Annotated in this window: 25 protein-coding genes; 16 read left to right on the top strand and 9 right to left on the bottom strand. The window is 59.8% G+C overall.

What is annotated here, in order from left to right:
* Nucleotides 1–192: 192 nt before the first annotated feature.
* Nucleotides 193–1,779, bottom strand: coding sequence for an ABC-F family ATPase (locus tag FGO67_RS07220; RefSeq protein ID WP_203300076.1), 1,587 nt, complete (start codon nt 1,777–1,779; stop codon nt 193–195).
* A 161-nt stretch (nt 1,780–1,940) separates the two neighbouring features.
* Here FGO67_RS07220 and FGO67_RS07215 point away from each other — a divergent pair, with 161 nt between their 5' ends.
* Complete coding sequence (locus FGO67_RS07215; RefSeq protein ID WP_476738613.1) at nt 1,941–2,252, top strand: peptidylprolyl isomerase; 312 nt, start codon at nt 1,941–1,943, stop codon at nt 2,250–2,252.
* Between the two features lie 74 nt (nt 2,253–2,326).
* Nucleotides 2,327–3,202, top strand: a complete 876-nt coding sequence (locus FGO67_RS07210) for a VanZ family protein (protein WP_238942298.1) — start codon at nt 2,327–2,329, stop codon at nt 3,200–3,202.
* On the opposite strand, the gene FGO67_RS07205 is transcribed toward FGO67_RS07210, so the two are convergent.
* Complete coding sequence (locus FGO67_RS07205; protein WP_203300074.1) at nt 3,189–4,373, bottom strand: M24 family metallopeptidase; 1,185 nt, start codon at nt 4,371–4,373, stop codon at nt 3,189–3,191. The two genes, FGO67_RS07210 and FGO67_RS07205, sit on opposite strands and share 14 nt — an antisense overlap.
* Nucleotides 4,374–4,481: 108 nt before the next feature.
* On the opposite strand from FGO67_RS07205, the gene FGO67_RS07200 reads away from it, so the two are divergent.
* Entirely contained in the window at nt 4,482–5,606 is a 1,125-nt protein-coding gene (locus FGO67_RS07200) for an MBL fold metallo-hydrolase (RefSeq protein ID WP_203300073.1), read from the top strand.
* On the opposite strand, the gene FGO67_RS07195 is transcribed toward FGO67_RS07200, so the two are convergent.
* Nucleotides 5,533–6,363 carry a DUF2059 domain-containing protein gene (locus FGO67_RS07195; RefSeq protein ID WP_203300072.1) on the bottom strand — a complete coding sequence of 277 codons (831 nt, stop codon included), beginning with the start codon at nt 6,361–6,363 and terminating at the stop codon, nt 5,533–5,535. The two genes, FGO67_RS07200 and FGO67_RS07195, sit on opposite strands and share 74 nt — an antisense overlap.
* A gap of 89 nt (nt 6,364–6,452) precedes the next feature.
* Between FGO67_RS07195 and FGO67_RS07190 the strand changes: the two genes are divergently transcribed.
* A complete protein-coding gene (locus tag FGO67_RS07190; protein WP_476738611.1) occupies nt 6,453–7,172 on the top strand; it encodes a transglycosylase SLT domain-containing protein in 720 nt (239 codons plus the stop codon).
* A gap of 7 nt (nt 7,173–7,179) precedes the next feature.
* Here the strand turns inward: FGO67_RS07190 and FGO67_RS07185 are convergent, their stop codons facing one another.
* A complete protein-coding gene (locus tag FGO67_RS07185; RefSeq protein ID WP_203300071.1) occupies nt 7,180–8,079 on the bottom strand; it encodes a LysR family transcriptional regulator in 900 nt (299 codons plus the stop codon).
* A gap of 129 nt (nt 8,080–8,208) precedes the next feature.
* On the opposite strand from FGO67_RS07185, the gene FGO67_RS07180 reads away from it, so the two are divergent.
* Nucleotides 8,209–8,403, top strand: coding sequence for a hypothetical protein (locus FGO67_RS07180; protein WP_203300070.1), 195 nt, complete (start codon nt 8,209–8,211; stop codon nt 8,401–8,403).
* A 106-nt stretch (nt 8,404–8,509) separates the two neighbouring features.
* Here FGO67_RS07180 and FGO67_RS07175 read toward each other — a convergent pair whose 3' ends face one another.
* Both FGO67_RS07175 and FGO67_RS07170 read right to left on the bottom strand, forming a co-directional pair.
* Nucleotides 8,510–10,192, bottom strand: a complete 1,683-nt coding sequence (locus FGO67_RS07175) for an AMP-binding protein (protein WP_203300069.1) — start codon at nt 10,190–10,192, stop codon at nt 8,510–8,512.
* 258 nt (nt 10,193–10,450) lie between these two features.
* Nucleotides 10,451–10,879: an Lrp/AsnC family transcriptional regulator gene (locus tag FGO67_RS07170; protein WP_203300068.1), complete on the bottom strand. Its 429-nt coding sequence runs from the start codon at nt 10,877–10,879 to the stop codon at nt 10,451–10,453.
* 115 nt (nt 10,880–10,994) lie between these two features.
* On the opposite strand from FGO67_RS07170, the gene FGO67_RS07165 reads away from it, so the two are divergent.
* Entirely contained in the window at nt 10,995–12,110 is a 1,116-nt protein-coding gene (locus FGO67_RS07165) for an arginine N-succinyltransferase (protein WP_203300067.1), read from the top strand.
* Nucleotides 12,100–12,906, top strand: a complete 807-nt coding sequence (locus FGO67_RS07160) for a DUF1338 domain-containing protein (protein ID WP_203300066.1) — start codon at nt 12,100–12,102, stop codon at nt 12,904–12,906. The genes FGO67_RS07165 and FGO67_RS07160 overlap by 11 nt, the downstream gene beginning before the upstream one ends.
* Nucleotides 12,907–12,933: 27 nt before the next feature.
* Here the strand turns inward: FGO67_RS07160 and FGO67_RS07155 are convergent, their stop codons facing one another.
* Nucleotides 12,934–13,590, bottom strand: coding sequence for a protein-L-isoaspartate(D-aspartate) O-methyltransferase (locus FGO67_RS07155; protein ID WP_203300065.1), 657 nt, complete (start codon nt 13,588–13,590; stop codon nt 12,934–12,936).
* A 192-nt stretch (nt 13,591–13,782) separates the two neighbouring features.
* On the opposite strand from FGO67_RS07155, the gene FGO67_RS07150 reads away from it, so the two are divergent.
* Nucleotides 13,783–14,448 carry an AbiTii domain-containing protein gene (locus FGO67_RS07150; protein WP_203300064.1) on the top strand — a complete coding sequence of 222 codons (666 nt, stop codon included), beginning with the start codon at nt 13,783–13,785 and terminating at the stop codon, nt 14,446–14,448.
* On the opposite strand, the gene FGO67_RS07145 is transcribed toward FGO67_RS07150, so the two are convergent.
* Entirely contained in the window at nt 14,445–15,251 is an 807-nt protein-coding gene (locus FGO67_RS07145; protein WP_203300063.1) for a TSUP family transporter, read from the bottom strand. The two genes, FGO67_RS07150 and FGO67_RS07145, sit on opposite strands and share 4 nt — an antisense overlap.
* Nucleotides 15,252–15,415: 164 nt before the next feature.
* Between FGO67_RS07145 and FGO67_RS07140 the strand changes: the two genes are divergently transcribed.
* The 6 genes from FGO67_RS07140 to FGO67_RS07115 all read left to right on the top strand — a co-directional run bounded on the left by FGO67_RS07140 (nt 15,416) and on the right by FGO67_RS07115 (nt 21,122).
* Nucleotides 15,416–16,477 carry a PA0069 family radical SAM protein gene (locus FGO67_RS07140; RefSeq protein WP_203300062.1) on the top strand — a complete coding sequence of 354 codons (1,062 nt, stop codon included), beginning with the start codon at nt 15,416–15,418 and terminating at the stop codon, nt 16,475–16,477.
* A 62-nt stretch (nt 16,478–16,539) separates the two neighbouring features.
* Nucleotides 16,540–18,237 (top strand): L,D-transpeptidase family protein, encoded by a 1,698-nt coding sequence (locus FGO67_RS07135; RefSeq protein ID WP_203300061.1) that lies wholly within the window; start codon nt 16,540–16,542, stop codon nt 18,235–18,237.
* A gap of 13 nt (nt 18,238–18,250) precedes the next feature.
* Complete coding sequence (locus tag FGO67_RS07130; RefSeq protein ID WP_203300060.1) at nt 18,251–18,703, top strand: hypothetical protein; 453 nt, start codon at nt 18,251–18,253, stop codon at nt 18,701–18,703.
* A 58-nt stretch (nt 18,704–18,761) separates the two neighbouring features.
* Nucleotides 18,762–19,034, top strand: a complete 273-nt coding sequence (locus FGO67_RS07125; RefSeq protein ID WP_203300059.1) for an Rdx family protein — start codon at nt 18,762–18,764, stop codon at nt 19,032–19,034.
* A 128-nt stretch (nt 19,035–19,162) separates the two neighbouring features.
* Nucleotides 19,163–20,263 carry an oxidoreductase gene (locus FGO67_RS07120; protein ID WP_203300058.1) on the top strand — a complete coding sequence of 367 codons (1,101 nt, stop codon included), beginning with the start codon at nt 19,163–19,165 and terminating at the stop codon, nt 20,261–20,263.
* Between the two features lie 73 nt (nt 20,264–20,336).
* Entirely contained in the window at nt 20,337–21,122 is a 786-nt protein-coding gene (locus FGO67_RS07115; protein ID WP_203300057.1) for a ZIP family metal transporter, read from the top strand.
* Here FGO67_RS07115 and FGO67_RS07110 read toward each other — a convergent pair.
* Entirely contained in the window at nt 21,072–22,034 is a 963-nt protein-coding gene (locus FGO67_RS07110) for a LysR family transcriptional regulator (RefSeq protein WP_203300056.1), read from the bottom strand. The genes FGO67_RS07115 and FGO67_RS07110 overlap by 51 nt on opposite strands.
* A gap of 188 nt (nt 22,035–22,222) precedes the next feature.
* Between FGO67_RS07110 and FGO67_RS07105 the strand changes: the two genes are divergently transcribed.
* A complete protein-coding gene (locus FGO67_RS07105; RefSeq protein ID WP_203300055.1) occupies nt 22,223–23,734 on the top strand; it encodes a CoA-acylating methylmalonate-semialdehyde dehydrogenase in 1,512 nt (503 codons plus the stop codon).
* A gap of 25 nt (nt 23,735–23,759) precedes the next feature.
* On the top strand, nt 23,760–25,427 hold the full coding sequence (locus FGO67_RS07100) for a GMC family oxidoreductase (RefSeq protein WP_203300054.1): 1,668 nt from the start codon (nt 23,760–23,762) through the stop codon (nt 25,425–25,427).
* The last annotated feature ends 3 nt before the right edge of the window (nt 25,428–25,430 follow it).

Raw genomic sequence — 25,430 nt, 5'->3', positions numbered from 1 at the left:
TGCCAAAACTGTGCGCAGCCATGGATGGCGGAGCTCAAGCGTCACATGGGTGAGGCCGAGCGTTAATGAAGCGAAGCTTCATGCGACAGCCGAACGACCGCAATCTGTGATTGCGGGCTGGACCCCATAGGGGTGCCGAAGGAACGGGTTTGGGATAGCTTTCCCCGGCTGCCCAGCCCCAATGTCAGGTCTTTAAACGTAACCCTGACTCTTAAGATAGTCATCATAAGAACCACTGAAGTCCGTAACCCCATCGGCACTCAATTCGATAATGCGCGTTGCCAGCGAAGAAACAAACTCCCGGTCGTGGCTGACAAAGATCAGCGTACCCGGATAGTTCTCCAGCGCCAGGTTCAACGCCTCGATGGACTCCATGTCCAGGTGGTTGGTGGGCTCGTCCATCAGCATTACGTTGGGCTTTTGCAGGATCAGCTTGCCGAACAGCATCCGCCCCTGCTCACCACCAGAGATCACTTTAACCGACTTGCCAATGTCATCACCGGAAAACAGCATCCGCCCTAGCGTGCCGCGAACCAGCTGTTCGCCACCGGTTGTCCACTGGGCCATCCAGTCGCTGAGCGTGTCGTCGGAAGCAAAGTCGGCCGTGTGGTCCTGGGCGTAGTAGCCAACCTCGGCACTGTCGGTCCACTTGACCTCGCCGGCGTCGGGCTCATAAGCGCCTGCCATGCACTGCAGCAGCGTGGTTTTGCCGATGCCGTTCGGGCCAATGATAGCCACGCGCTCGCCGGCTTCCACCTGCAGGTTCAGCTTGTTAAACAGGGTTTCGCCATCGAAGCCCTTGCTCAGGTTGTGCAGGGTCACAGCCTGACGGTGCAGTTTCTTGCCCTGTTCAAAGCGGATGAACGGGCTCACCCGGCTTGAAGGCTTCACCTCTTCGAGCTGAATCTTGTCGATCTGACGGGCGCGCGAGGTAGCCTGTTTGGCTTTGGAGGCGTTGGCTGAGAATCGGCTGACAAACTGCTGCAGTTCGGCAATCTGAGCCTTCTTCTTGGCGTTGTCCGCCTGCATGCGCTCGCGGGCCTGGGTAGCGGCGGTCATGTATTCGTCGTAATTGCCCGGGAACAGGCGCAGCTCGCCGTAGTCCAGATCCGCCATGTGAGTGCACACACTGTTCAGGAAGTGGCGGTCGTGGGAGATGATAATCATGGTGCTGTTTCGGGCCACCAGGATGTTCTCCAACCAGCGAATGGTGTTGATATCCAGGTGGTTAGTGGGCTCGTCCAGCAGCAGTACGTCCGGATCGGAGAACAGCGCCTGGGCCAGCAGCACTCGCAGCTTCCAGCCTGGCGCCAGGGCGCTCATGGGGCCTTCGTGCTCTTCCAGAGGAATTTCCAGGCCCAGCAGCAATTCACCCGCGCGGGCCTCGGCGGTGTAACCGTCCATCTCGGCGAACTGCACTTCCAGGTCCGCCACGGCCATGCCGTCCTCTTCGCTCATCTCGGCCAGAGAGTAAATCCGGTCGCGCTCTTTCTTTACGTTCCAGAGCTCCTCGTGCCCCATGATCACAGTGTCCATCACCGTGCACTCTTCATAGGCGAACTGGTCCTGGCGCAGCTTACCCAAGCGGACATTGGGCTCCAGCATGACCTGGCCGGCGCTGGGCTCTAGGTCACCGCCAAGAATCTTCATCAGGGTCGACTTACCGCAACCGTTGGCGCCGATCAGGCCGTAGCGATTACCGTTGTTGAATTTAGCCGAGACGTTTTCGAACAGGGGCTTGGCCCCGAATTGCATGGTGATATTGGCGGTGGAAATCAATCAGAAACCTATAGACGTGAGGCCGGTGCAGCCCGGAGTGGCTGGCGCCGGCAAAATAAAGCCGGCATTGTACAGGTTTGCAGGTTCAATCGTGAGACCGCAGAAACACGGATAAAAAGCCCTTGCCTCAAACCGTGGGTACGGGCAGCATTCCGGTTCTGATGTTTTCAATAACCCACGTAAGGAGTTCAACCATGGCACAGGCAACTGCACGCCACATTTTGGTAGACAGCGAAGCGAAGTGTGAAGAACTGAAGAAAGCCATCGAAGGTGGCCAGGATTTCGCCGAAGTCGCCAAGCAGCATTCATCCTGCCCGTCCGGCCGTAACGGCGGCGATCTGGGATCATTCGGCCCGGGTCAGATGGTACCTGAGTTCGACAAGGCGGTTTTCAACAGCGAACTGCACACCGTGCTTGGCCCGATCAAGACCCAGTTTGGCTACCACTTGCTGGAAGTTACCAGCCGCAGCTAATGGCTTCAGGCAGTATCCCAGCCAACACGCCCAAGGGTCAGCGACTACGTTTGCTGGCCCTTGTGGGTGTTGTATTGCTCACCCCTCTCCTGTTTATCGGCAGACCCGACTGGCTCCCCGGTGGCTTCAACTTCGCCGCCTGGAATCTGGGGCATGTCCTGTTGTTTGCCCTGATAACCCTCGCAGTTAACCCCCGGCGTTGGCTCAGAGGCTGGCGCCTGTGGCTGGCATCGACAGCCGCCGTGCTGGCGTTTGGTATTGCGGTTGAAACCGTGCAGGCAGGCATGGGCCGCGATTTTGACTTACGGGATCTGCTGCGCAACCTGATCGGCTTGTGGTTCGTCCTGGCCTGGCAGCCATTGCTCACCTTCCGGGTGCGCAATCGTGCCATCACCGCTGCCCTGGCTCTGTTCAGCACCCTGCTACTGCTGTACGAACTGAGCACAACCGGCGTACAGGCGGCACGTTACTTCAAGCTTGAACACCAACTGCCTCAGGTTTACGACTTTGGCCACAGTAATCCGTCGTTCTACTGGCGCGGGTCGGTTGAACCCTCTCCCAGGCATAATGGCAAACACGACCAGAGCCTGAAAATCGAACTGGGAACGGAGCGCTACTCCGGAGCCTCACTGTACCGGGTGCCATCCGACTGGCGGGAATTCGACACCCTGACTCTGCGCCTACACAACCCGGCGCCCGAGCCTCTTACCCTGATTCTGCGGATCAATGACATTCAGCATGAACGGGGAAGCAATGCCCTCAGTGACCGATACAACACCCGGCTAACCCTGACACCGGGGGTATCGAGCCACACCATCGCACTGGACGATATTGAGCAGGCACCGGCTACCCGAACCATGAATCTGCGCCAGGTGCGCCGCCTGACCCTGTTTGCCACCGAACTGTCGGAGCCGCGGACGGTTTACCTGCAGGAACTCAGGCTGGATTAAGCGACCACGGATTGGCGGTCAGGGTTTCGGCGCCGTGATCCGTCACCAGAACGGTTTCACTGCAGCCAATTCCCCACTGCCCCGGCACCCTGAGACAGATCGGCAAATGAAACACCATGCCCGGCCTGAATTCGGTATTGCCGCCGCGGGCAATGAACCCCGAACCCTCGACCCAGGAGGGCGGAAACTGGGCCCCAACGGTGTAGCCGAACACCCCTGAGAAAAACACCTTCCTGGCCAGCGGGGTCAGCGCCCTTTCAGCCTGTTGCGCTGCGAAATCAAAGGTCGCGCCAGGCTTGATCGCCTCCAGCAAGGCATCCACCACCCGCCGGCAACCGTCGAATACCCGACGCATATCCGCGGAAGGCTCACCGGCCACCACCGTCTGCATCATCGGCGCCGTGTAACGATGCCAGGCGGCACCGAACTCCAGGAACACCGGCTCGTCTGGTTCCACCACTACCCGATTGTGATTGGCGTGAATCACGCTACTGCGCCGCCCGGTAGTAACAATCGGCTGCATGCTCATGAATTCGCTGCCGCCCTCAATCAGTGCCCTGGAGCCCACCGCGGCAATGTGGTTGTCGGTCACCCCTGGGCGCACGCTTGCCACCGCGGCCTGAAGCCCGGCCGTGGTGATCTTGGCACTCTCGCGCAGGAACTCAATCTCGGTCTCGGATTTCACAATCCGAACCTTCTTCACCAACCCGCCCGCATCCACGAAGCGCACTCCAGACAGCCTTTCCTTCAAGCCCTCCACCACCCCCTGTCGCAGTGAGCCATGCCAGGCGTCGATGCCCACGGTGTCGGCGGAATCGTTCAGAGCGTCGATCAGGGGTAGCAGCACCTCACCAATACCTTCCCAGCGATAGCCGGACACGTTCGGCACCCGGGTAGTTACCATCGCCGGCCCCATTTCAATGGAAGGAACCTGCAGCAAGAGAGACGAGCCAGTGACCACGAGAGCAACATGGACAGACACCTCGAAGGTGCTGTAGCCGGTGAGGTAGAAAATGTCGGAACAGTCGGTCAGCAACAGGGCGTCGATATCGTCATCAGCCATGCGCTGACGGACGCAGGCGAGGCGCTGTTCGTATTCCGGGGGTGCAAACGGGCACTCAGTCCCCCTCGACTGAACCGACAACGCTTTCTGATAGGCATTGAAATCCATGGGAGTAACTCCCCGCTCGCATATACTAATGAGATTGGACCCAAATCGCCGGTTGTACAAATTTCGACCCAACTAGACGATCTTCGGCGGCAATGGGAGGCGGACCTTATGCAGCAGAATCACAATGGCAGGGGCGCATTCGAGATCAGCGTGGAACTGGGCGCACTCACCAGCCATGGCCACGATCCTCAGATAGTCGTGCGGGTGGGTCCCGCTGTGGCCTCCCTGGTTAACGGAATTGGCGGCGATCCATTGATGCAATTACGCCTGCTGCACGAATCCCGCAGCCTGCTGTTCGATATGGGTGACAGCGGACGCATGGCGCTCCGGTCGGCACATCAGGTCACCGACGTTTTCATTACCCACTGCCATGCTGACCATATTGGCGGATTTCTGTGGTTCCTGCGCAGCCGAATCGGCCACTTCCCTTCCTGCCGGCTGTTCGGCCCGCCCGGACTCCTGGGCCATATCGCCGGCATGGTTCGGGGGCTGCTGTGGGATCGGGTGGAAGACCGCGGCCCCAGGTTCATCGTGCACGAGTGGCACGGCGACCACCTGAAACGCTGGCAACTGAACGCCGGCGCGGGCCCGCTAGAGGCCCTGGAGGACCTGCCCACGCCCGGAGGCGTGATCCACCGGGAAACGGAATTCCGGATAAGAGCCGCAATGCTGGACCATGGCACCCCCGTAATGGCCTATGCCTGGGAGCCGTTTGGCAAACTCAATGTGCAGAAAAATGCATTGGAGGAGATGGGTGCCCGGGCGGGGCCCTGGTTGCACGATCTCAAGCTGGCGGTGCTGAGAAAGCGCCCGGACGAACTGATTTCACCCGGTAACGGTGCCACCTACCGAGCCGAGGATCTGGCGGCCCGAATACTGATCCAGACCGCTGGCGAACCGGTGGTTTACGCCACGGACTTTGCCGACACCCCGGAGAACATTGCCCGCATGACCGACCTGGCGCGCGGTGCCCACACGCTGTTTTGCGAGGCCTCATTCATGGTGTCAGACATTGAGCAGGCCAAACGAACTGGGCACCTGACCACCGAGGCCACCGCCCGCATCGCCAACGCCGCGGGCGTGCGGCAACTGGTGGCATTCCACTTCTCGCACCGCTACGCAAGACGCCGGGAGCAGGTCTATGCCGAGCTGGGCCAATTCACTGACCGCTTGATTGTTCCGGAGAAAGAAACCGTGTCATCTGGTTGCCAACCGACTCAATCGGATCGGTAATGGCTTGCTGGATGCTGTCGGTGACCACCCGGGAAAACGCCGAACCCGGACCACTTTCGAGGAACGCCACGTATTGTTTCATTTCCTCGTTGTTGATGGTTTCGTAGGTAAACAGATAGCTCTCATACACCTGTTGCTCCACGATACCTCGGATGGCGCCACGCTGGCTTTCAATGCGCTGCTTGAGCTGGTCGTAGTTGACCGAATCGCTGCTGAACGCGGCCATGGCAGTGGCCAGACCGAGCTGAACCGCAATGGACGTATCCACGGCGCTTTCGGTGGCGCGGGCGGCACGGTCGAAGCGGTCGAACAGGCGGACACGGTCACTGCCCTGGTATTTCTCGTTGAGCGCCGGCGCCCTGGCCTTGATTTCTTTCCACATGGCCGGATCCGACGCCACGATCTCCGCCGCGGCAATTTTTCGGGCCACCGGCGATTGGTACCAGTCCGCGACGGCTTCCAGTTGCCGATCGGTCAAACCGGCTTCCAGGTCCTTCACGATCTGTCGTTCAATGTCAGCGGCGCGAAAACTGCCACTGACCACGTAGCCAATGGTTTCGGCCACCATCGGCGGTATCTGGTCGGTGCGTTTCAGGCCCTCGCGGATACCCTGGCTCATCATGGCCGGGTACTGGGCGACGATGTCGTCCACCGGTGACGCGGCCAGGACCTGCTGCGCCGACGGCGCCGCTGTGGCGCTGCCGGAGACCAGCAGGGCGGCAACTAAAACAGGTTTAACTAGGGTGCCAAGCTTCATTTATCTACCATCTCGTTATGTGCAGGCCCTGTTTATGACATGGGTTCCGCTCAGGCATCAAGCAATCCATGAGCTTTGGAGATGACAGTTTGGTAGGGAAAATCCGACAACCCGGGCGCCGACGCAAGGGACGCCGAGCCCGTCGCGTTAATGACTGGCGTTCACGGGTGAAGTGGTACGGATTACCGGTGCTCGGCTTGCTGATGGGGGTATGGGCCACACTAAGATTCAGCCTGCTGGCGCCGGATCCGCCCGCCAATCCCGACGATCTGTGCGAAATCTTCCGGGAACATCCGGTGTGGTATGACTACGCCCGCGACTCCGAACACCGATGGGGCACTCCCATTGCCACCCAGATGGCGTTTGTGTACTACGAATCGTCGTTTCGCAGCCACGCCCGCCCGCCGAGAACACTACTCTGGGGGCTGATTCCATGGACCCGACCGACCTCAGCCTACGGCTATGCCCAGGCACTGGATCCAGCCTGGCGCGAATACCTGGCCGCCAACGGCGACGGCTGGTTTACCGTTCGCACCGATATGGAATATGCCCTGGACTTTGTGGGCTGGTACAACCACCTGACCCATCGGCAGCTGGGCATCAACTTCTACAACCCCCGCCAACTTTACCTGGCGTATCACGAGGGTCGGGGCGGCTACCAGCGCCGAACCTTTGACCAAAAACCGGACATCACCGCCCTGGCCAGCCGGGTGCAAACCCGGGCCTTCCGCTACGACAACCAGCTGCAGGCGTGCGAGCAGGAATTCCAATGCTGGCGCTGGTACCAGTTCTGGCCCTTCTGTGGCTGACTGGTTTTTAGAGCGAGCCGCTGATCTCGATGCTCGATTCCAGAGCCTGAAGCCGGTCCACCAGGAACTCCATCACGATCCGGACGCGGGCCATCTGCTGGGTGTCCTGGCTAACGTGTAGCCACAGATCAACGCTCTCACCTTCCAGCGGATCGCTCAGCCGGCGCAGTTCCTTCGCGCCCTCGCCCAGGTAACACGGCAATACCGCAAGCCCAGCACCGGCGCAGGCCAGTGCGTGCATGGACTGCAGGCTGTTACAGCGGATCAGCGACTGGGCGTTTTTCAGATGCTTGCGATACCAGCGCCCGGTAGCCAGATGACTGAAGGTTTCATCAGGCACAATCCAGACACAGGCCTCCGGATCATTCTCGATATCCATCTGCCGGTTGCGGCGACAATAGCGCGCTGCCCCGTAGACCGCCGATTCGACCGCGGCAATGCGCTCGCCGTCCAGGGTAGCCTGGGGCTTGTTGTCACAACGCAGGGTCAGATCGGCTTCCCGGTGACTGAGGTTGGCGACGTCGTTGTCGGTCAAAATTTCCAGTTCAATATCCGGAAACTCCCGAATCAGGTCCGCCAGAATCGGGCTGAGCAAGGCATTCAGGGTGGCGTCTTCGGCGGCCAGCCTGACTTTACCCACCGGCGCGGAATCCTGGCCCACCAGCTTGCGCTCCAGGTTTTCCATAGCGACCGCCAGCCGATCAGCCTCACGAAAGGCGGTTTCGCCGACCGGAGTCAGCTGCAAACCATCGCGGTTCCGTTCGAAAAACTGCACGCCCATCGACTCTTCCATCTGGTCCAGTCGACGGAGCACCGTGGTTTGATGCACACCCAGCAATTCGCCTGCTTTGGCGAGGGTTCCGCCTATTGCCAGGGCGCGTATATATCGAAGATAATCCCAATCCATAATGACTGCATATTTGCAACGTGGATACGGATTTTAACGTATTACTACTGCAAAAAAGAACCCTTATACTTTGGTCCAAGCTAAAGGTAGATCGCTAACTAATACACCTGACAAAGGGAGGAAGGCGCTATGACTCAGAACCATATCGCAACCGTACAACCGCTGCCGTCAAGTATCCTCCACAATAGTGAAGAGGTCAGGCGCCAGTACACCCGTGCTGCTTCCAAGCAGGCGGTTCAGTTCATCAGCCGGAAGATTCGGTCGTGGAAGCGCACGGCAGGAGCCGTTGCGCCAGATATGACCCAGATGCAGGGCGGTCACTGAACCCGATCTGAGAAGGCGTGGGTGCTACAGGACTGGTAACAGCGCAGAAGGATTTGTAAACGCCGGTGTTCCCGCAAGGGATCACCGGCGTTTTCGCTTTCAGGATTCAGAATTCCCAGACCACTTTCTTTTTCTGCCCGAACCAGTCGTCCATCCTTCGGGTGTAGAAGTCTTCAATCACGTTCCGCTTGATCTTCATGGTGGGAGTCAGCATGCCGTTTTCCATGGTCCACGGCTCCTTGACCACCACCACGAAAGCCAGCTTTTCGTGGGCTTCGCATTCGGCATTCACCGCATCCAGTTGCTGGGCCAGTTCACGCTCAAGTTCGGCACGGTCACCACCCGCTTCCAGCTGGCTCCGGGCCTCCTCGGACAGCAACACCATCAGGCACGGCTGAGGCTGGTTAGCACCGGCCACGCACACTACTTCCGCCATCGGATGATTGAAACGACTCTCAATGGGCACCGGCACCACGTACTTGCCTTTTGAGGTCTTGAACAGATCCTTGACCCGGCCGGTAATCCGCAGGCAGCCATCGCTGTCGATTTCGCCCATGTCACCGGTTTTCAAAAAGCCATCGTCAGTGACATCTTCCCGCGTTTTCTCTTCGTTCTTGAAGTAGCCGAGCATCTGCCCCGGACTCTTGACCTCCACCTCGCCACCTTCGGCAATGCGATGTTCAACACCGGGGTTGGCATTGCCCACCGTGCCTACCTTAGCCTGCCCGGGCCGGTTGGCGTGGGAATAGCCGAAGTTCTCGGACATGCCGTACACCTCCAGCAATTCCAGCCCAAGATTCCGATACCAGGCGATGATCTCCCCGGACAGCGGCGCGGCACCGGTGAGTGCGGCACGACAATGATCCAGGCCAAGCTGCTTCAGCACCTTCTTTTTCACCAGTGATTTGACCACCGGGATATTGAACAGCAGCTTCTGTTTCTTGGGCGGCAGCTTGGCATTCACCCCCAGGTAGAACTTCATCCACAACCGGGGTACTGAGAAAAACAGGGTTGGGCGTGCCCGTTGCAGGTCTTCCTGGAAAGTATCCAGAGAGTTGGCAAAGTACAGATGAAACCCGTAATACAGCGACTGGGTTTCTACCGCCGCCCGCTCGGCCACATGGGCCAGCGGCAAATAGGACAGCATGCGTTCATCGGACGACACCGGGAATATCTGCTGCAAGCCGTCGGCAACGGAAATCATGGTGCGGAAACTGTGCATGACCCCTTTCGGCCGGCCGGTGCTGCCTGAGGTATAGATCAGCGTCGCCAGGGAATCGGGGTCGGGCAGCCTGGGCTCTGCTGGCTCATTCTGGGCTATCAGATCAAGCCACTGGGGCGTGTCGTTCCGGGGCGACATCGGCAGCGAAACCACGGGCAGGTCGTCCGGGATACGCCCCTTGATGTCGTTCCAGCCATCCGCGGTCCCATCCATCTTGCCCAGGAACAACAGTTTTGCCTCGCTGTGCTCCAGCACGTAGGCCGCCGTTTCACCGTTCAGGGTCGGGTACAGAGGTACCGAGGCATGGCCAGCGGCCCAGATGGCCAGATCGGCCAGAATCCAGTGCGCGCTGTTCTTGCCCAGGAGCGCGATGTTGCTGTGCGCCGGCAAGTTCAGGCCATTGAGATAGGTGGCCATCCGGGAGACCTGATCGGCCGCCTCTTTCCACGTCAGTTCTTCCACCCGGCCGTCCGGGTAAGGCTGGGTCAGGTAAATCGCATCGGGGGAGGTTTCGGCCCAGAAGTAGAGACAATGCAGCGACGTCTGCTTGCGCGGATCAATGGCCATTTACGGCTCCTTGTTGTTGTTATCATTATTTTTAGTTCAGGTTGGACGTATTCGGACTTATTTATAGTAGCTGGAATTCGCCACCTCTCAATAGCCAGCATGGTCTTCGAGAATGACAAATGCGCTCACAATTGAGCACCTGGCCACAAAAGCCCCGTGACAGACCGGGGCAATGGTCTAGAGTGACAGGGCAGGCCTACTGGGCGCCTGACCAAAACAGAGCGCCCCGGCAGACCGATTCCTGCCCCTCTTTGCAAACTAGCGCCGGAAGCGTGTCTCCAACACCACCGCTGAGTTGGTGCGCTCCACCCCTTCCAGATTGCCAATATCGTCGAGCACGGCACTCAGCTCTTCCAGCGACTGGGCCTGCACGATGGCAATCAGGTCGTACTCACCACTGACTGAAAACAGCTGCGAGACCTGGGCGATGCCCTCGAGCGCGGCATTGGTTCGGGAAGTCAGTTTCTGCAGCACTTTGATCGACACGTGCGCCTCCACCTGGTTGGCTGAAAACTCCCCACCCAACAGCACCGAATAGCCCCGGATAACACCGCTGGCTTCAAGGCGGGCAATGCGATTCTGCACCGTCGACCGGGATACATGCAGGGTTCGGGCAAGCTCGGTGATACTGGCCCGGGCGTTGTGGCGCAGCAGCATTAGCAATTTCTGATCCTGCTTTCCTATCATTTTGTCGACCTATTTAGTCATTTTGACCCAATCATAGATCATTTCGCTCAAACTGCATCTGCAATTCGGCAGTTCCACTGTTCATACTGTGCCAAACCACTTCAGGATGCAGGCCATGTTCATTCGCCCGATTGCCGTCACGGATCTGGATACCCTGTATCAGATTGCCGTTGAATCCGGCCCCGGATTTACGTCCCTGATGCCCGATCGCGACGCCCTGGCCCGCAAGATCGAGCACTCTATTGCCAGTTTTGAGCGCGAGGTGACTCAGCCCGGCGACGAGCACTACCTGTTTGTGCTGGAGGATGAGACCACCGGTGAGATCATGGGCACCACCGGCATTGAAGCCGCCGCCGGTCGCACCCGCCCGCTTCACCATTTCCGCCGCAGTACCGTTACCCACCATTCCCGGGATCTGGGCCTGCGACGCAATGTGGAAACCCTGACCCGCTGTAACCACTACACCGGCTGCACCGAGATTTGCTCCCTTTACCTGCGCCCGGAATTCCGTCGCGCCAATGCGGGAAAGCTGCTGTCCCGGGTTCGGTTCCTGTTTATGGCACTCCACCCGGAGCGGTTCTCCGATACCGTCATCGCCGAGATGCGCGGAGTGTCTGACGACGCCGGCCAGTCTCCGTTCTGGTCCTGGCTGAAGACCCATTTTGTCGATATGGATTTTGCTTCGGCCACACGTTTAGTCGGCTCCGGCTACACCCATTTCATTGACGAGCTGATGCCGTCGCACCCGCTGTACACCTGCCTGATGAGCGCCGAAGCCAGGGCGGTGATCAGTCAGGTGCACGAGCGCACCCGGCCAGCGCTGCGTCTGCTCGAGGCCGAAGGTTTCCAGCACAAGGGGCTGGTGGACCTGTTCGATGCCGGCCCGACGGTAGAATGCCCGCTGGCGTCGATTCGCAGCGTGCGGGAGTCCCAGAGCTGGCAGGTTGAAGTGGATGCGGTGCCGGCCACCGAATTCCAGAAACGAAGCCGCAAGCGCATTGCCATGCCGTTGCTGATCACCAATACTGAAACCGCAGGATTCAGGGCCACGGTGCTGACCGGGGCAGACACCCGGCCGGGCTCTAACAGCCTGTGCCTGAGCCCGGCCCTGGCCGACCAGATGGGCCTCGAACCGGGCCAAAGCTGCCGCGCCCTGCCTCTGGCCAGTAGTCAGCGCGACGTGGCACCCAACACTCATCACCTTCGTCCGGAGATCGTTCATGCACACTGATCGCAATGCCCTATTCCAACAGCTCTGGCGCAACTACCAGGAGGTCACCCCCTCAGCCGAGGAGATTCACCGCATCCTGGGCGCCGAAGAGGGGCAGGCCATCATTAACGATCACATCGCCCTGCGCACCTTCAACCTGGCCCCGGTCGGGCTGGATGCCCTGGCCGAGCATTTCCTGAGCCTCGGCTACGTTCAGGGGGGCGAGTATCATTTTGAAGCCAAGAAACTCTACGCCCGGCATTACGAACATCCGAATCCGGATGCGCCCAAAGTGTTCATATCGGAGTTGTTGGTGGAGCAGTGTTCGCCAGAGCTTCAGGCCATCGTCAAGGATCTGGTGGCTCAGGTTGACCCGGACCGGGTCAAGGCAGACGACTTCCTGTATTCCGGTCGCCACTGGGACGTGGACTACCAGACCTACCGTACCCTGCTGGAAGAGAGCGAGTACGCGGCCTGGATGGCAGCCTGGGGCTATCGCGCCAACCACTTTACGGTGAGTATCAACCACCTCACTCAGTTCCAGACCGTGCCGGAAATCAACCAGCTACTGAAAGACAACGGCTATGCGGTGAATGCCTCGGGTGGCGAAGTGAAAGGCTCCCCGGCGGAGTTGCTGGAACAATCCTCCACCATGGCCGACCGGATACCGGTGCAGTTCTCGGATCGGGAAGAAACCATTCCCAGCTGTTTTTACGAGTTCGCACGGCGATACCCGAAAGCCGACGGTGAGCTGTACAGCGGTTTTGTTGCCGCCTCGGCTGACAAGATCTTCGAAAGCACTAACGCCAGCGGCTAAACCGATCTGCTTCAGCGGCGGGATGGCTCAGGACCATCCCTGCTCGCCGAGCAGCGGCACAAAGCGGACATCGCCCAGGCTCTCGTCGCGGAACTCCGTCTCCGATAGCCGGGTGATCCGGCGCAAGCGCTGCACCGTGTGCGTGGACCCGACCGGAATGACCAGATGGCCGCCCACCCGCAACTGTTGCTTCAATGCCTCGGGCACTACCGGCGCTCCCGCCGCCACACAGATACCATCGAAGGGCGCCTGTTCAGGCCAGCCCAAGGTACCATCGCCGCAACGCACCACCACGTGATCATACCCTTCGGCCGCCAGGGTCTGCGCCGCTGATTCGGCCAGTTCCGGCACCCGCTCGATACTGAACACCCGGGCGGCAATCGAGGCGACAACCGCGGCCGCATAACCCGAACCGGTGCCGATATCGAGCACCACCTCCCCACCGGTCAAATCCATCGCATCCACCATCAACGCCACGATGTAGGGTTGGGAAATGGTCTGCCCGAAACCGATGGGCAAGGGGCCATCATCGTAGGCTTCGTCCATCAGACAGGGGGAGACAAACTTCTCCCGGGGCACCCGCCTCATCGCCGTCACCACCGGAGCTGCGGTAATACCGCGGCCCAGAATCTGGTTCTCCACCATCCAGGCGCGACGTGACGCATAGTCCTGATGCTGGTTCATGCCAACCTCCTCAGCCCGTTCGCTTACGCTCTGTTACACAGCAGTAACGTATCTACAACGGCAGGTGCTACCGGAGCTGTCTACTTTTTAGTCACACCCAACCGACTCGATTCCGGTGGGTTGCCTTACAACAACAATAACGCGGGGACACGAAACTGGCCACGACTCGTTTCCGCTGCCACGGAGGACCTTATGTCTGCATCTGTGAACCACCTCGAGGAACGCACCAAAGATCCATCGGAACTGCTTGGACACATCCTGCCCTCGGCCATCGCGTTGGCGTTGATGCTTCGTCACAAGAAAATGGCGGCCTGGCTGAGGGCCGAGTTCGAAGGCTATCAGGACCGGGACCAGACCCCGCCGTACCGGCGCGATCTTCCGGGCCACATTGTCGCCCGCTCACCTCAGTATGGCTGGATTCCGGCACCGGTAAACGAGACTCAAAAGAAGGAATTTGGCCACCTCGACGTGATAGACGACGCCAAGTCGATGGAAAAAGTCTGCCTGACCAGCCGTAAAGGCGATGGCAACCGGGTGCTGCTGACCCAAGACGACATGGCCGTCCTGCAGCAACAGATCAACCTGAGTGCCGAGCTTGCGATCAACCTCAGCCGAGATGTCTACAGCCGACTCCTGCGAACCGTACGCGGTACTGTTTACCTGTGGACCCAGGAGCTGATGGCGAGGGGACTGAGTGGCGACCACAATCACTACAGTCAGGACGAACGGGCACTGGTGACTGATCTGGACGATCCCGAGCGCTTCTGGCGTCGGGCCATGGAAGAAGTCGACGACCTGCCCGTTGCCGACGTAAAGCCGGCCGGGTTCTTTGAGCGGGTGTTCGGGCGGGCCAGTTAACCCAGCACGCTGACCATGCCGATGCTGCTGACGATCAGCAGCACGGCGCCCAATACCTGAAAGAAAATCGGCGTTTCTGCCCGCAACATCCGATCGTGCACTTTCAGGCCAATGACGTGACCGACCGCGGCACAGGGCAGAAGCCAGAGATGGTGGATCAACTGCAGGTCTACCCCAACCCACACAAACGCGGCCATCTTGATCAGCACCAGGATGAACCAGAGCGCGAACAGGGTATCCCGCAGTTTCTCCTTGGGCAGGTGCTGGGCCACAACCGCGATGATCAGCGGTGCCCCGATCAGCGAGGTGCCACTGATGTAGCCGCCGACCATCAGGAACACCGCATCCACCGTTTTGCTGCCACTGCGGAACGGCTTGTTGATGATGTAGGACACAGAATACAGCGCCACAATCACAAAAATGATGGCACTGAGGACATTGCCGGGCATGGTGATCAGGCCAAACACACCAATCAGCTTGGGCACAATCATGATGCCCAGAATGCGCCACAGGTAACGCCAATCTACGGTGCTCTCTGCTGCCCCCCTTGCCTTGGCTTCCGTCACCGACTCAGAAGGATCAACAGGCTTCCGCTTGCGATTGTTCAGCCAGATGGTCAATGAAGAGAACACCAGCAGGTGCACCGCAATGATTGGCAAAAACACCAGTGGCTCATCCAGCACCAACAACAGGAAAGGCAGCGACAGTACCGCCCCGCCAAAGCCCAGTCCGGAACGAACGAAACCACTCCAGACAAAGATCATCGCAATCAAAACATACTGAACAAGGCTGAGGTCCGACATAGCGTCCTTAAGGCTGAGTGAATGCGCGGGCTCAGAGTATACCCAACCTGGACTGGATTCGCCGGTAGCCCAGCCAGGGCTACGCGGTTTGGCAAGCTTGCACCGGCCAGGATGCAAGCGTAGCATGACAATAACTGTATAAATGAACAGTATCTGGATATGCCATGAAAACCCGAGCCACCGGCCTCAACCCCCACAATCGCTTCCAGCCTATCGTCACCGACCGCGATCAGGATGACGGCTGGTACCAGGCGTCCGAGGACGATCTGAATCCGGATTCGGTGGCAACCGAAGTGGTCAACGAGTCGGTCAAATCCATCATCAGCCGCAACACCTCCCCGGATGTACCCTTTGATCAATCCATCAACCCCTACCGCGGCTGCGAGCACGCCTGTATCTACTGCTTTGCCCGCCCCACTCATGCTTACTGGGACATGTCACCAGGGCTGGATTTTGAGACCCGGCTGATCGCCAAACCCAATGCCGCGCGCCGGCTCCGGGAGGAATTCGACAAGCCGGGCTACACCCCCTCCCCCATTGCACTGGGGGTGAATACGGACGCCTACCAGCCGCTGGAGCGGGAACGACGCATCACCCGCGAGCTGTTGGAAGTGATGCTTGAGTACCGCCACCCGGTGTCCATTATTACCAAAGGCGCCCTGATCCTCCGGGACCTGGACCTGTTGACCGAACTGGCCAGGCAGGGCCTGTGTTCCGTGCGCATCAGCCTGGCCACTCTGAGCAATGACCTGAAACGCCGCATGGAGCCCCGTACAGCGGCACCGGCCACCCGGCTCAAGATGATCGAGCATCTCTCCAGCGCCGGTATTCCGACCGGAATCATCCTTGGCCCGGTCATTCCCTTTATCAACGATCAGGAAATCGAGGCCATTCTCGAGGCTGCTGCCTCGGCAGGCGCAACCCGCGCCAGCTGGATCATGCTGCGTCTGCCCCTGGAACTCGATGAGCTGTTCCAGGACTGGCTACATCGGCATTTTCCACAACGAGCCCAACACGTTATGAATCGAATCCGTGATTTACGGGGCGGTAAGAGCTACGATTCCCGCTTTGGGCGCCGAATGACCGGCACCGGCCCTTACGCCGACCTGATCCGCCAACGCTTTTCCATGAAAGCAAAACGGCTCGGGCTGAATCTTCACCAGGCTGAGCCCTTGCGAAACGACCTGTTCCGCCGGCCAGCGGGGGAACAAATGGGGCTTTGGTAACGTCCAACAAACAATTCATTTACAGCCGTCTTATGCAGTTCAGGGATGAACCGGAGAGCACAATGCCCAAACCGAAAACCGCCGCCAACGCCATCGTGCTGGCCTTTGTTGTTGCTGTTTCTTCGTGGTTTTCGCCACTCGCTGTCGCTAACGAGGCGATAGTCGCGCGCATTGAGGCGCTCAATGCCGGATTTAAGGTAGAAGTGCTCGGCGATCGCCTGATGGCCCGGGGCGCCCTGTCTGGCTTTTATACGGCCAATGGCTTCAAACCCGCCTGGCACTCCCCGGACCAGCGCAGCCAACTGCTTGCAGCCATTGAATCAGCCAGTCGGGATGGCCTGGATCCGAGGGATTACCATGCCGATATTCTGGCGGAGTTGTCGGGCCGCCCATTACAGGAGCTGTCGCCGGATCTGCAGGCTGACCTGGATTTGCTGTTTTCCGACGCCTTCCTGATGCTCGGCTCGCACTTGCTTGAGGGCAAGGTTAATCCGCACACCATTCACGCCGAATGGACGGCCAACCGACGGCAACGGGACATGGGCAAGGTGCTAGCGACCGCACTTGCGAGCGGCGACATCAGCGCGGCTGTGGACTCGCTGCGGCCCACCCACGCCGACTACCATAAGCTGGTGCAGGCCCGTCAGAACCTGATCACATTGCTGGGCCAGCCCTGGCTGCCCGTTGCCGCCGGGCCAGCCATACGGCCAGGTGACCGGGACGACCGTCTGATTGAGATACGACGCCGCTTGACCGCCCTCGGCGACCTGTCCGAGCCTGAGGGGGCAACGACTTTCACGGACCTGAGCCTCTACGGTGGGCCGCTTGAGGCCGCTGTGCCGGCGTTCCAGGCCCGTCATGGGCTTGAGCCGGACGGCATCATCGGCCGGGGGACCCTCGTTGCCATCAACATGCTGCCGATCGAACGGGTGCGTCAGATCGACGCCACCCTGGAGCGCTGGCGCTGGCTTCCCGAAACCCTGGGGGAGCGCTTTGTTCTGGTTAACATCGCCGGCTATGAATTGAAATTGATCGATAAGGGCACCGAATTGCTCCGCCAGCGGGTGATTGTTGGCCAGCCGTTTCGGCAGACCCCGGTGTTTAGCGATCGCATCCGCTACCTGGTCGTCAACCCGACCTGGACCGTGCCCCGCAAGCTCATGATCGAGGACCAGTTGCCGCAGATCATCCGCAACCCTGACTACCTGCAACGTCTGAACATGCAGGTTTTTCGGGGCTGGGGTGCCGATCGCCAGCGCATTGATCCAGCCACCGTAGACTGGACAGCCCTGTCCAAAGACAATTTCCCATACCAGCTGGTGCAGGATCCGGGGCCACAAAACGCACTTGGCCAGATCAAGTTCATGTTCCCGAACCAGTACGATGTGTATCTGCACGACACCCCGTCACAGGGCCTGTTCGGCCGGGTTGACCGATCCTTCAGTTCGGGTTGCATTCGGGTAGAGCAACCGTTTGTCCTGGCAGAAAAGCTATTGTCGGGCGACCCGAAATGGGATCGGGATCGCATCCGCGCAGCAGTAGATTCGGCGGAACCAAAAACCATCACGCTGCCGGCCCCCGTGCCGGTATACCTTCAGTATTGGACCGCCTGGGTCGACGACAAAGACCGGCTCCAGTTCCGGAATGACATCTATAATCGAGATAGCCGCCTGTTGGCGCGCCTGCGAGAGACTCCATCAGGAAACGCCCAACGGATGACACCAGTGTCGGTATCTCACCAGACAACCGGGGGACAGTGAATAAGGAGCAACCATGAATCGCACCATCGCTTCTCTGACGTCAATGTTGATCGTGTCCGGATGCCAATCGGTTTCCGATTCACCGGAGCACGCAGGGCGCAACACCGTTTTTCTGAGTGCCCAGCATTGTTTGAGCGAATACCTGGAGGATCTGGAAAAGAACCACTATGGCCCCTGCCTGAAGGTGGTCTCGGTGGCCGGCACGGCGCCAGCGGTCACCAGGGAGGGTTTCATCGAACTGCCAGTTGCGACCCCGCTGATGCTGGAGACCAGTTGTGTTTATCGCCATGCCGACGGCTCGCCGATCCCCCAGACCATGGAAACGGTTGAATTCACGATCACCCCACAGACCTTTTCCAAACCAGGGGAGCGCTGGTATCTTCATGCCCACAAGCAGGCCCGGGATGTGGTCGGCTGCGAGCCGACACTGTCGCGCTCCACCTACCCGACCTACAAAACCGACTGAAACGTCGGTACGCGCACCCCGGTGCCAACCAGCGCCCTAACATCAGGAGTTCCCATCCATGACCAACCGCGTCGACATACACTACTGCACCGGTTGCCGCTGGCTGCTACGCTCAGCCTGGATGGCGCAGGAACTGCTCACCACCTTTGAAGGCGAGCTGGATGAACTGACCCTGCACCCGGGCACTGGTGGCATCTTCGAAGTGTGGGTGAATGAAAAACGTATCTGGTCTCGCAAGGAGCAACAGGGCTTCCCCGAAATCACCAAGCTGAAGCAGCTGGTCCGGGACGAAATCGATCCCGAGCGCTCACTGGGGCATTCTGACCGTTGATCCGAAGGCGTTTTCCCCTTCTGGTTCAAATAATCTGACCGGCTCCTTCGGAACTCTCCGCTTTCAAGCTGAACTACAAACGTCGATCCTTCGTACTTCAACACTTGATCAGGAATGGGAGGAACTACATGACCGACGTGATGCAGAAGACCCGATTTACCAACCTGACCATGGCCAATCGCTTTGCGCTTGCGCCCATGACCCGGACCAGCGCCGAGGCCGACGGCACCCCCAACGAGTTGATGGCTGACCACTACGAAGCTTACGCCAAGGGCGGATTTGGCCTGTTGATTACCGAAGGCACCTACACCGATGACCGTGCCAGCCAGGGTTACGCCAATCAGCCCGGCCTGATTAACGACGCGCACATTGAAGGGTGGAAAACCATCGTCGATCGTATCCACGCAGCGGGCAGCAAGGTCATTGCCCAGCTTATGCACGCTGGTGCCCAGTTCCAGGCCAACCACTACACCGATCAGCCGCTGGCGCCCAGTGCTGTGCAGCCGAAAGGCGCACCCCTTGGCTTTTACGGCGACCAGTCTGAGTGGCAAACCCCGCAAGCGATGACCGAGGCCGACATCCAATTCGCGATCGGCGGTTTCGTTAAGACCGCGGTAAACGCTAAAACCGCCGGTTTCGACGGTGTCGAACTGCACGGAGCCAACGGCTACCTGCTGAACCAGTTCCTGAGCACCCACTTTAACCGTCGCGAGGACTCCTACGGTGGCAGCCTGGAGAATCGTCTGCGCATGGTGGTGGAAACCATCAAAGCAGTACGAGCAGCGGTCGGTGACGACTTTGCAGTAGGCATTCGCCTGTCGCAGGTCGCGGTAACCGATCCAGATTATCAGTTGCCTGAAGGCGAAGCCGGTTTCCGCCAGATTACCGAGGCAGTCCGGGACGCCGGTGCTGACTTTATCCATACCACCGACGGTGACGTCCACCGGGCGCCGTTTGTCGAGGGTGATAAGTCGCTGGCTGACGTGGTCGCTGGTGTCGATGGCATTGAGCTGATCATCAACGGCGGTATTGACGAAACCAACTATCAGGACCGTGCAGCCGCTTACCCGGGAACGTTGCTGGCGGTGGGCAAGAAAGCGCTGGCCAATCCGGACTTCGTGCAGCGCCTGATCGATGGCAAAGAGATCGAGGACATCGACTTTGCCATGCTGCAGCCCAAGGCCACCATCGAGAACGAGCTGGCGTGGCGGCGTAAGCAGGCTGCCTGACCCGCAGTCCTGTGATAAATCAACCTCCGGAGTGTAAGCTCCGGGGGTTTTCTTTGTTTAATAGGGAAAGTAAATGACCACCGACATCAGCATTGTCTGGTTGGGCGCATTAGCGAGCCTGCTGGCCGGTTTGGCCAGCGGCGTGGGCGCCCTGGCGGTATTTTTCCTGAAGACCCTGACCGAGCGGCTGCAGGACAGCATGCTGGCGGCCGCTGCGGGGGTGATGCTCGCCGCTTCGTTCTTTTCATTGCTGCTTCCGGGCCTGGAATACGGTGAGTCTCTGGTTGGCACGACCAGCGGCGCGGCCCTGATCGTCATTTTCGGGGTGCTGTCTGGTGCGGGCGCACTTTACCTTATTCACCAGAAGCTGCCCCACGAGCACTTTGGCCTGGGCCGCGAAGGCCCTAATACCGCACACATTCGGCGGATCTGGCTCTTCATCATTGCCATCACCCTGCACAACTTCCCCGAGGGCATGGCGGTCGGCGTTGGTTTTGCCGGCGGCGATGTCAGCAACGGTTATGTTCTGGCAACCGGGATCGGCATCCAGAATATTCCGGAGGGTCTGGCGGTGGCCTTTTCGCTGCTGGCGATCAACTACTCCCGGGTGAAAGCCTTTGGTATTGCCCTGCTCACCGGGCTGGCCGAGCCGATTGGCGGTCTTTTCGGAGCGGCACTGGTGTGGCTGGCCGAGCCGATCATGCCCTGGACTCTGGGTTTTGCCGCCGGTGCCATGCTGTTCATCATTAGCAACGAGATCATTCCGGAAACCCACCGGAACTCTTACAAAACCCTGGCTACTTTCTCGCTACTGGTCGGTTTTGTGATCATGATGTTTCTGGATGCCACGCTCGGCTAGACCCGCCGAGCCGAGGCCCTCGAGCAGCCAGACCCCGGCCAATGCCTCCAGGGCCTCGACGATGACCGGTTCATGCTCGCGGTCCCTGCGCCAGATAAAGCTGAGGGCGCAGGGTATGCGCACCCCTTCCGCAACCACCAGGCCCCGTTCCTGACGCTCGGCCATGGCCAGGGCATCGCGGGCCAGGCTGAGCCCTACCCCGGCCCGAACCAGGTCGAGCATGCAGGCCTCCTGATCCACCTGAGCCACGCCTTGGGGCGCCAGCCCCTGCGGCTCCATGACACTGGCCAGCAATCGGTTGTGTACCGAATCCTCCGGCGTCACGATCCAGGGCAGCGCCGCCATGCTGGACCAGCGCGTGTCAGAAATCCGTGCAGCCCAGCCAGCCGGGGCAATCACGTGGTAATCAAACCGGGTCAGTTCCCGGTGCATCAGCTCGGGCACAGCCGGACCTGCGCCCGGCGGGGCCAGGAAGTAGCCGACATCGAGATGGCCATTGCGCACCTGCTCCAGTACCCGGCCGCTCATCCCCTGGTGCAGCTCGGTTTCAAGCTGCGGTGCCCGGGCCACCAGCCGATGCAGAAAAGCTCCGAGCCGGATGAATTCCGGATCCACGATGGTGCCAATCTTGAGCCGCCCCCGCACCGTGCTGTGCAGGGCACGGGCACTCTGTTCAAACGCGGCCAGCCCGGCCAGGGCCTTTTCCGCCACCGGCAGCAAATTCTGGCCATCAGCGGTGAGCACCAGTCCCTGGGGTTTGCGCCGGAACAGTTTCAGGTCCAGATCATCCTGCAACTGCTTCAATTTCAAACTCACCGCCGGCTGAGTCAGGTGCAGGCGAACCGCCGCTCTGGACACACTGCCCTCGCGGGCTACCGCCACAAACGCTCGCAACCCTTGCAGGTGTTGCATACCCCCTCCTCAACAGATCGCAATATAAGACTTACTTATATCATGCTTTAGAAAGTTTCAATTGCCCCAACCCCCAAAGCCACCGTAAATTACCTGATCAGTTCTTGCACAAAACTTGTCAGAGCCGGCATTCAAGGCTTCTGAACCGGCATCCAGCAAAGCCATACGCACACATCAAAGGGGCTAGCATGAGCAATCCAACGATCCAGCATTATATCAATGGGCAAATTTCAGACGGCAGCTCCGGCCACCAACAGGATGTGTTCAACCCGGCAACCGGACAGGTTTCCGGCCAGGTTGTTCTCGCCAACCGTGACGACGTCGATCAGGCCGTAGCAGCCGCTTCTGCGGCGTTTCCAAGCTGGGCCGACACCCCGCCGATTCGCCGTGCCCGGGTCATGTTCAGATTTCTCGAATTGCTCAATCAGCACAAGGACGCACTGGCCGAAGCCATCACCCGCGAGCACGGAAAGGTCTTTACCGATGCCCAGGGCGAAGTGGCCCGCGGCATCGACATCGTCGAATTCGCCTGCGGCATTCCGCAGCTTCTTAAAGGCGATTACACCGACCAGGTCAGCACCGGTATCGACAACTGGACCATGCGCCAGCCTCTGGGCGTTGTAGCCGGCATCACACCCTTCAACTTCCCGGTGATGGTGCCGATGTGGATGTTCCCGGTGGCGATCGCCGCCGGCAACACCTTCGTACTCAAGCCCAGCCCCATCGATCCCAGCGCCTCACTGATGGTCGCCGACCTGCTCAAGCGGGCCGGCCTGCCCGACGGCGTGTTTAACGTGATCCAGGGCGACAAGGGCGCAGTGGAAGCATTGATTGAGCATCCGGATGTCATGGCCCTGAGCTTTGTCGGCTCCACGCCGATTGCCAACCTGATCTACGAAAACGGCGCCCGCCACGGCAAGCGCATTCAGGCATTGGGCGGTGCCAAAAACCACATGGTGGTCATGCCCGACGCGGATCTGGACAAGGCCGTGGACGCCCTCATTGGTGCCGGTTACGGCAGCGCGGGCGAACGCTGCATGGCCATCAGCGTAGCCGTGCTGGTCGGAGACGTGGCCGACAAGATCATCCCCCAGCTGGCCGAACGTGCCCGTAGTCTAAAGGTGAAAAACGGCATGGAACTGGATGCCGAGATGGGCCCGATCGTCAGCGCCGCAGCACACCAGCGCATTACCGGCTACATTGACAAGGGTGTGGCAGAAGGCGCCGAACTGGTCGTGGACGGCCGCGAGTTTGACGCCAGCACCACCGGCGAAGGCTGCAACGAAGGGTTCTGGATGGGCGGCAGCCTGTTCGACCACGTAACACCGGACATGACCATCTACAAAGAAGAAATCTTCGGCCCGGTACTGGCCTGCGTAAGGGTTCCCGACGTCGCCACCGCCATCCGGCTGATTAACGAGCACGAGTTTGGCAACGGCGTCAGCTGCTTCACCGAAAGCGGCACCGTGGCCCGAGAGTTTGGCCGCCGTATTCAGGTGGGTATGGTCGGCATTAATGTGCCTATCCCGGTGCCCATGGCGTGGCACGGCTTTGGCGGCTGGAAGCGCTCCATGTTCGGCGACACCCACGCCTATGGCGAAGAAGGCGTGAAATTCTACACCCGGCAGAAGTCGATCATGCAGCGCTGGTCTGACTCCATCGACGCCGGTGCCGAATTTGTCATGCCAACCGCCAAGTAACTCGCCCCAGGTCCGGGAGACAGCTATGTCCGAAAACAACAATGCCGATGGACAGCTCGAATTTGATTACATCATCGTGGGAGCCGGTTCAGCCGGCTGCCTGCTGGCCAACCGGCTGAGCGCGAATCCGGATAACCAGGTACTGCTCATCGAAGCCGGCGGCCGGGACAACTACCACTGGATTCATATTCCGGTGGGTTACCTGTACTGCATCGACAACCCCCGCACCGACTGGCGTTTTCGCACCGAGCCGGATCCGGGCCTGAACGGCCGGTCGCTGATCTATCCCCGGGGCAAGACCCTGGGCGGCTGTTCCAGCATTAATGGCATGCTCTACATTCGCGGCCAGGCCCGGGACTACAACCACTGGGCTGAAGTCACCGGAGAGGAGGCCTGGAACTGGGACAACTGCCTGCCCGACTTCATGCGCCACGAGGATCACTATCGCCTGGATGACGGCGGTGACGCCGACCCGGAGCACAAGAACTACCATGGCCACGGTGGCGAATGGCGAATTGAGCACCAGCGCCTGAAGTGGAAGGTTCTGGAGGACTTTGCCGATGCTTGTGTTCAGGCCGGCATTCCCCGCACCCAAGACTTCAATCGCGGCAACAACGAAGGCGTCGACTATTTTGAAGTAAACCAACGCTCCGGCTGGCGCTGGAATACCTCCAAGGCCTTTCTAAGGCCGGCCCAAAAGCGCCCCAACCTGACACTCTGGCACTCCACCCACGTGCTTGGCCTGGACATGGCCTCGGGCGAGCAGCCCCGGTGTAGCGGTGTTCGCGTGGAACGGCCCGGACAGGGCGAGATCAGGGCCCAGGCTCGCCGGGAAGTGATTCTGTCTGCTGGCGCGATTGGCTCGCCCCAGCTGCTGCAACTGTCGGGCATCGGGCCTGCTGACCTGCTGCGGGAGCACGACATTCCGGTGATCAAAGACCTGCCCGGAGTCGGCGAGAACCTGCAGGATCACCTCCAGATTCGTTCGGTGTACAAGGTTCAGGGCGCAACCACCCTGAACACCATGGCCAATTCGCTTCTGGGCAAGGCGCGCATTGGTCTGGAATACCTGGTGAAACGCTCCGGCCCCATGAGCATGGCGCCGTCGCAACTGTGCCTGTTTACACGCAGTTCAGAGGACTATGACTACGCCAACATTGAATACCACGTTCAGCCCCTGAGCCTGGATGCGTTCGGGCAGCCGCTACACGATTTCCCGGCCATTACCGCCAGCGTCTGCAACCTCAATCCGAGCAGCCGCGGATCGGTGCGGATTCGCAGCCGGGACTCGAAAACCCCGCCCGCAATCGCACCCAACTATTTAAGCACCGAGGAGGACCGTAAGGTGGCCGCTGATTCCCTGCGCGTGACTCGCCGGATTGCCGAACAGCAGGCCTTTGCCAAGTACCAGCCGGAGGAGTTCAAGCCGGGACTGCAGTATCAGACTGACGAAGAGCTGGCGAAGCTGGCCGGCGACATTGGCACCACCATTTTTCACCCGGTGGGTACCACGCGTATGGGGCGAGCCGATGACAGTATGGCGGTAGTGGACCCGCACCTGAAAGTGCGGGGTGTAACCGGACTTCGGGTAGTGGATGCCGGCGTGATGCCGACCATCACCAGTGGCAACACCAACTCTCCGACCCTGATGATTGCCGAAAAGGCTGCGGGCTGGATTCTGGCCGGCAAGTGAGGG

This window comes from Marinobacter sediminum (genome assembly GCF_016820575.1).
Lineage (GTDB): Bacteria > Pseudomonadota > Gammaproteobacteria > Pseudomonadales > Oleiphilaceae > Marinobacter > Marinobacter sediminum.
Note: the sequence above shows the minus strand (reverse complement) of the source record. Positions and strands in the feature narration are given on the sequence as shown.

What these genes read in the sequence shown, in the direction of transcription:
- FGO67_RS07215 (WP_476738613.1), top strand. Translation starts at nt 1,941, where the DNA reads ATGTTTTCAATAACCCACGTAAGGAGTTCAACCATGGCACAGGCAACT.
- FGO67_RS07205 (WP_203300074.1), bottom strand. Translation starts at nt 4,373, where the DNA reads ATGGATTTCAATGCCTATCAGAAAGCGTTGTCGGTTCAGTCGAGGGGG.
- FGO67_RS07200 (WP_203300073.1), top strand. Translation starts at nt 4,482, where the DNA reads ATGCAGCAGAATCACAATGGCAGGGGCGCATTCGAGATCAGCGTGGAA.
- FGO67_RS07195 (WP_203300072.1), bottom strand. Translation starts at nt 6,363, where the DNA reads ATGAAGCTTGGCACCCTAGTTAAACCTGTTTTAGTTGCCGCCCTGCTG.
- FGO67_RS07185 (WP_203300071.1), bottom strand. Translation starts at nt 8,079, where the DNA reads ATGGATTGGGATTATCTTCGATATATACGCGCCCTGGCAATAGGCGGA.
- FGO67_RS07180 (WP_203300070.1), top strand. Translation starts at nt 8,209, where the DNA reads ATGACTCAGAACCATATCGCAACCGTACAACCGCTGCCGTCAAGTATC.
- FGO67_RS07175 (WP_203300069.1), bottom strand. Translation starts at nt 10,192, where the DNA reads ATGGCCATTGATCCGCGCAAGCAGACGTCGCTGCATTGTCTCTACTTC.
- FGO67_RS07170 (WP_203300068.1), bottom strand. Translation starts at nt 10,879, where the DNA reads ATGATAGGAAAGCAGGATCAGAAATTGCTAATGCTGCTGCGCCACAAC.
- FGO67_RS07165 (WP_203300067.1), top strand. Translation starts at nt 10,995, where the DNA reads ATGTTCATTCGCCCGATTGCCGTCACGGATCTGGATACCCTGTATCAG.
- FGO67_RS07160 (WP_203300066.1), top strand. Translation starts at nt 12,100, where the DNA reads ATGCACACTGATCGCAATGCCCTATTCCAACAGCTCTGGCGCAACTAC.
- FGO67_RS07155 (WP_203300065.1), bottom strand. Translation starts at nt 13,590, where the DNA reads ATGAACCAGCATCAGGACTATGCGTCACGTCGCGCCTGGATGGTGGAG.
- FGO67_RS07150 (WP_203300064.1), top strand. Translation starts at nt 13,783, where the DNA reads ATGTCTGCATCTGTGAACCACCTCGAGGAACGCACCAAAGATCCATCG.
- FGO67_RS07145 (WP_203300063.1), bottom strand. Translation starts at nt 15,251, where the DNA reads ATGTCGGACCTCAGCCTTGTTCAGTATGTTTTGATTGCGATGATCTTT.
- FGO67_RS07140 (WP_203300062.1), top strand. Translation starts at nt 15,416, where the DNA reads ATGAAAACCCGAGCCACCGGCCTCAACCCCCACAATCGCTTCCAGCCT.
- FGO67_RS07135 (WP_203300061.1), top strand. Translation starts at nt 16,540, where the DNA reads ATGCCCAAACCGAAAACCGCCGCCAACGCCATCGTGCTGGCCTTTGTT.
- FGO67_RS07130 (WP_203300060.1), top strand. Translation starts at nt 18,251, where the DNA reads ATGAATCGCACCATCGCTTCTCTGACGTCAATGTTGATCGTGTCCGGA.
- FGO67_RS07125 (WP_203300059.1), top strand. Translation starts at nt 18,762, where the DNA reads ATGACCAACCGCGTCGACATACACTACTGCACCGGTTGCCGCTGGCTG.
- FGO67_RS07120 (WP_203300058.1), top strand. Translation starts at nt 19,163, where the DNA reads ATGACCGACGTGATGCAGAAGACCCGATTTACCAACCTGACCATGGCC.
- FGO67_RS07115 (WP_203300057.1), top strand. Translation starts at nt 20,337, where the DNA reads ATGACCACCGACATCAGCATTGTCTGGTTGGGCGCATTAGCGAGCCTG.
- FGO67_RS07110 (WP_203300056.1), bottom strand. Translation starts at nt 22,034, where the DNA reads ATGCAACACCTGCAAGGGTTGCGAGCGTTTGTGGCGGTAGCCCGCGAG.
- FGO67_RS07105 (WP_203300055.1), top strand. Translation starts at nt 22,223, where the DNA reads ATGAGCAATCCAACGATCCAGCATTATATCAATGGGCAAATTTCAGAC.
- FGO67_RS07100 (WP_203300054.1), top strand. Translation starts at nt 23,760, where the DNA reads ATGTCCGAAAACAACAATGCCGATGGACAGCTCGAATTTGATTACATC.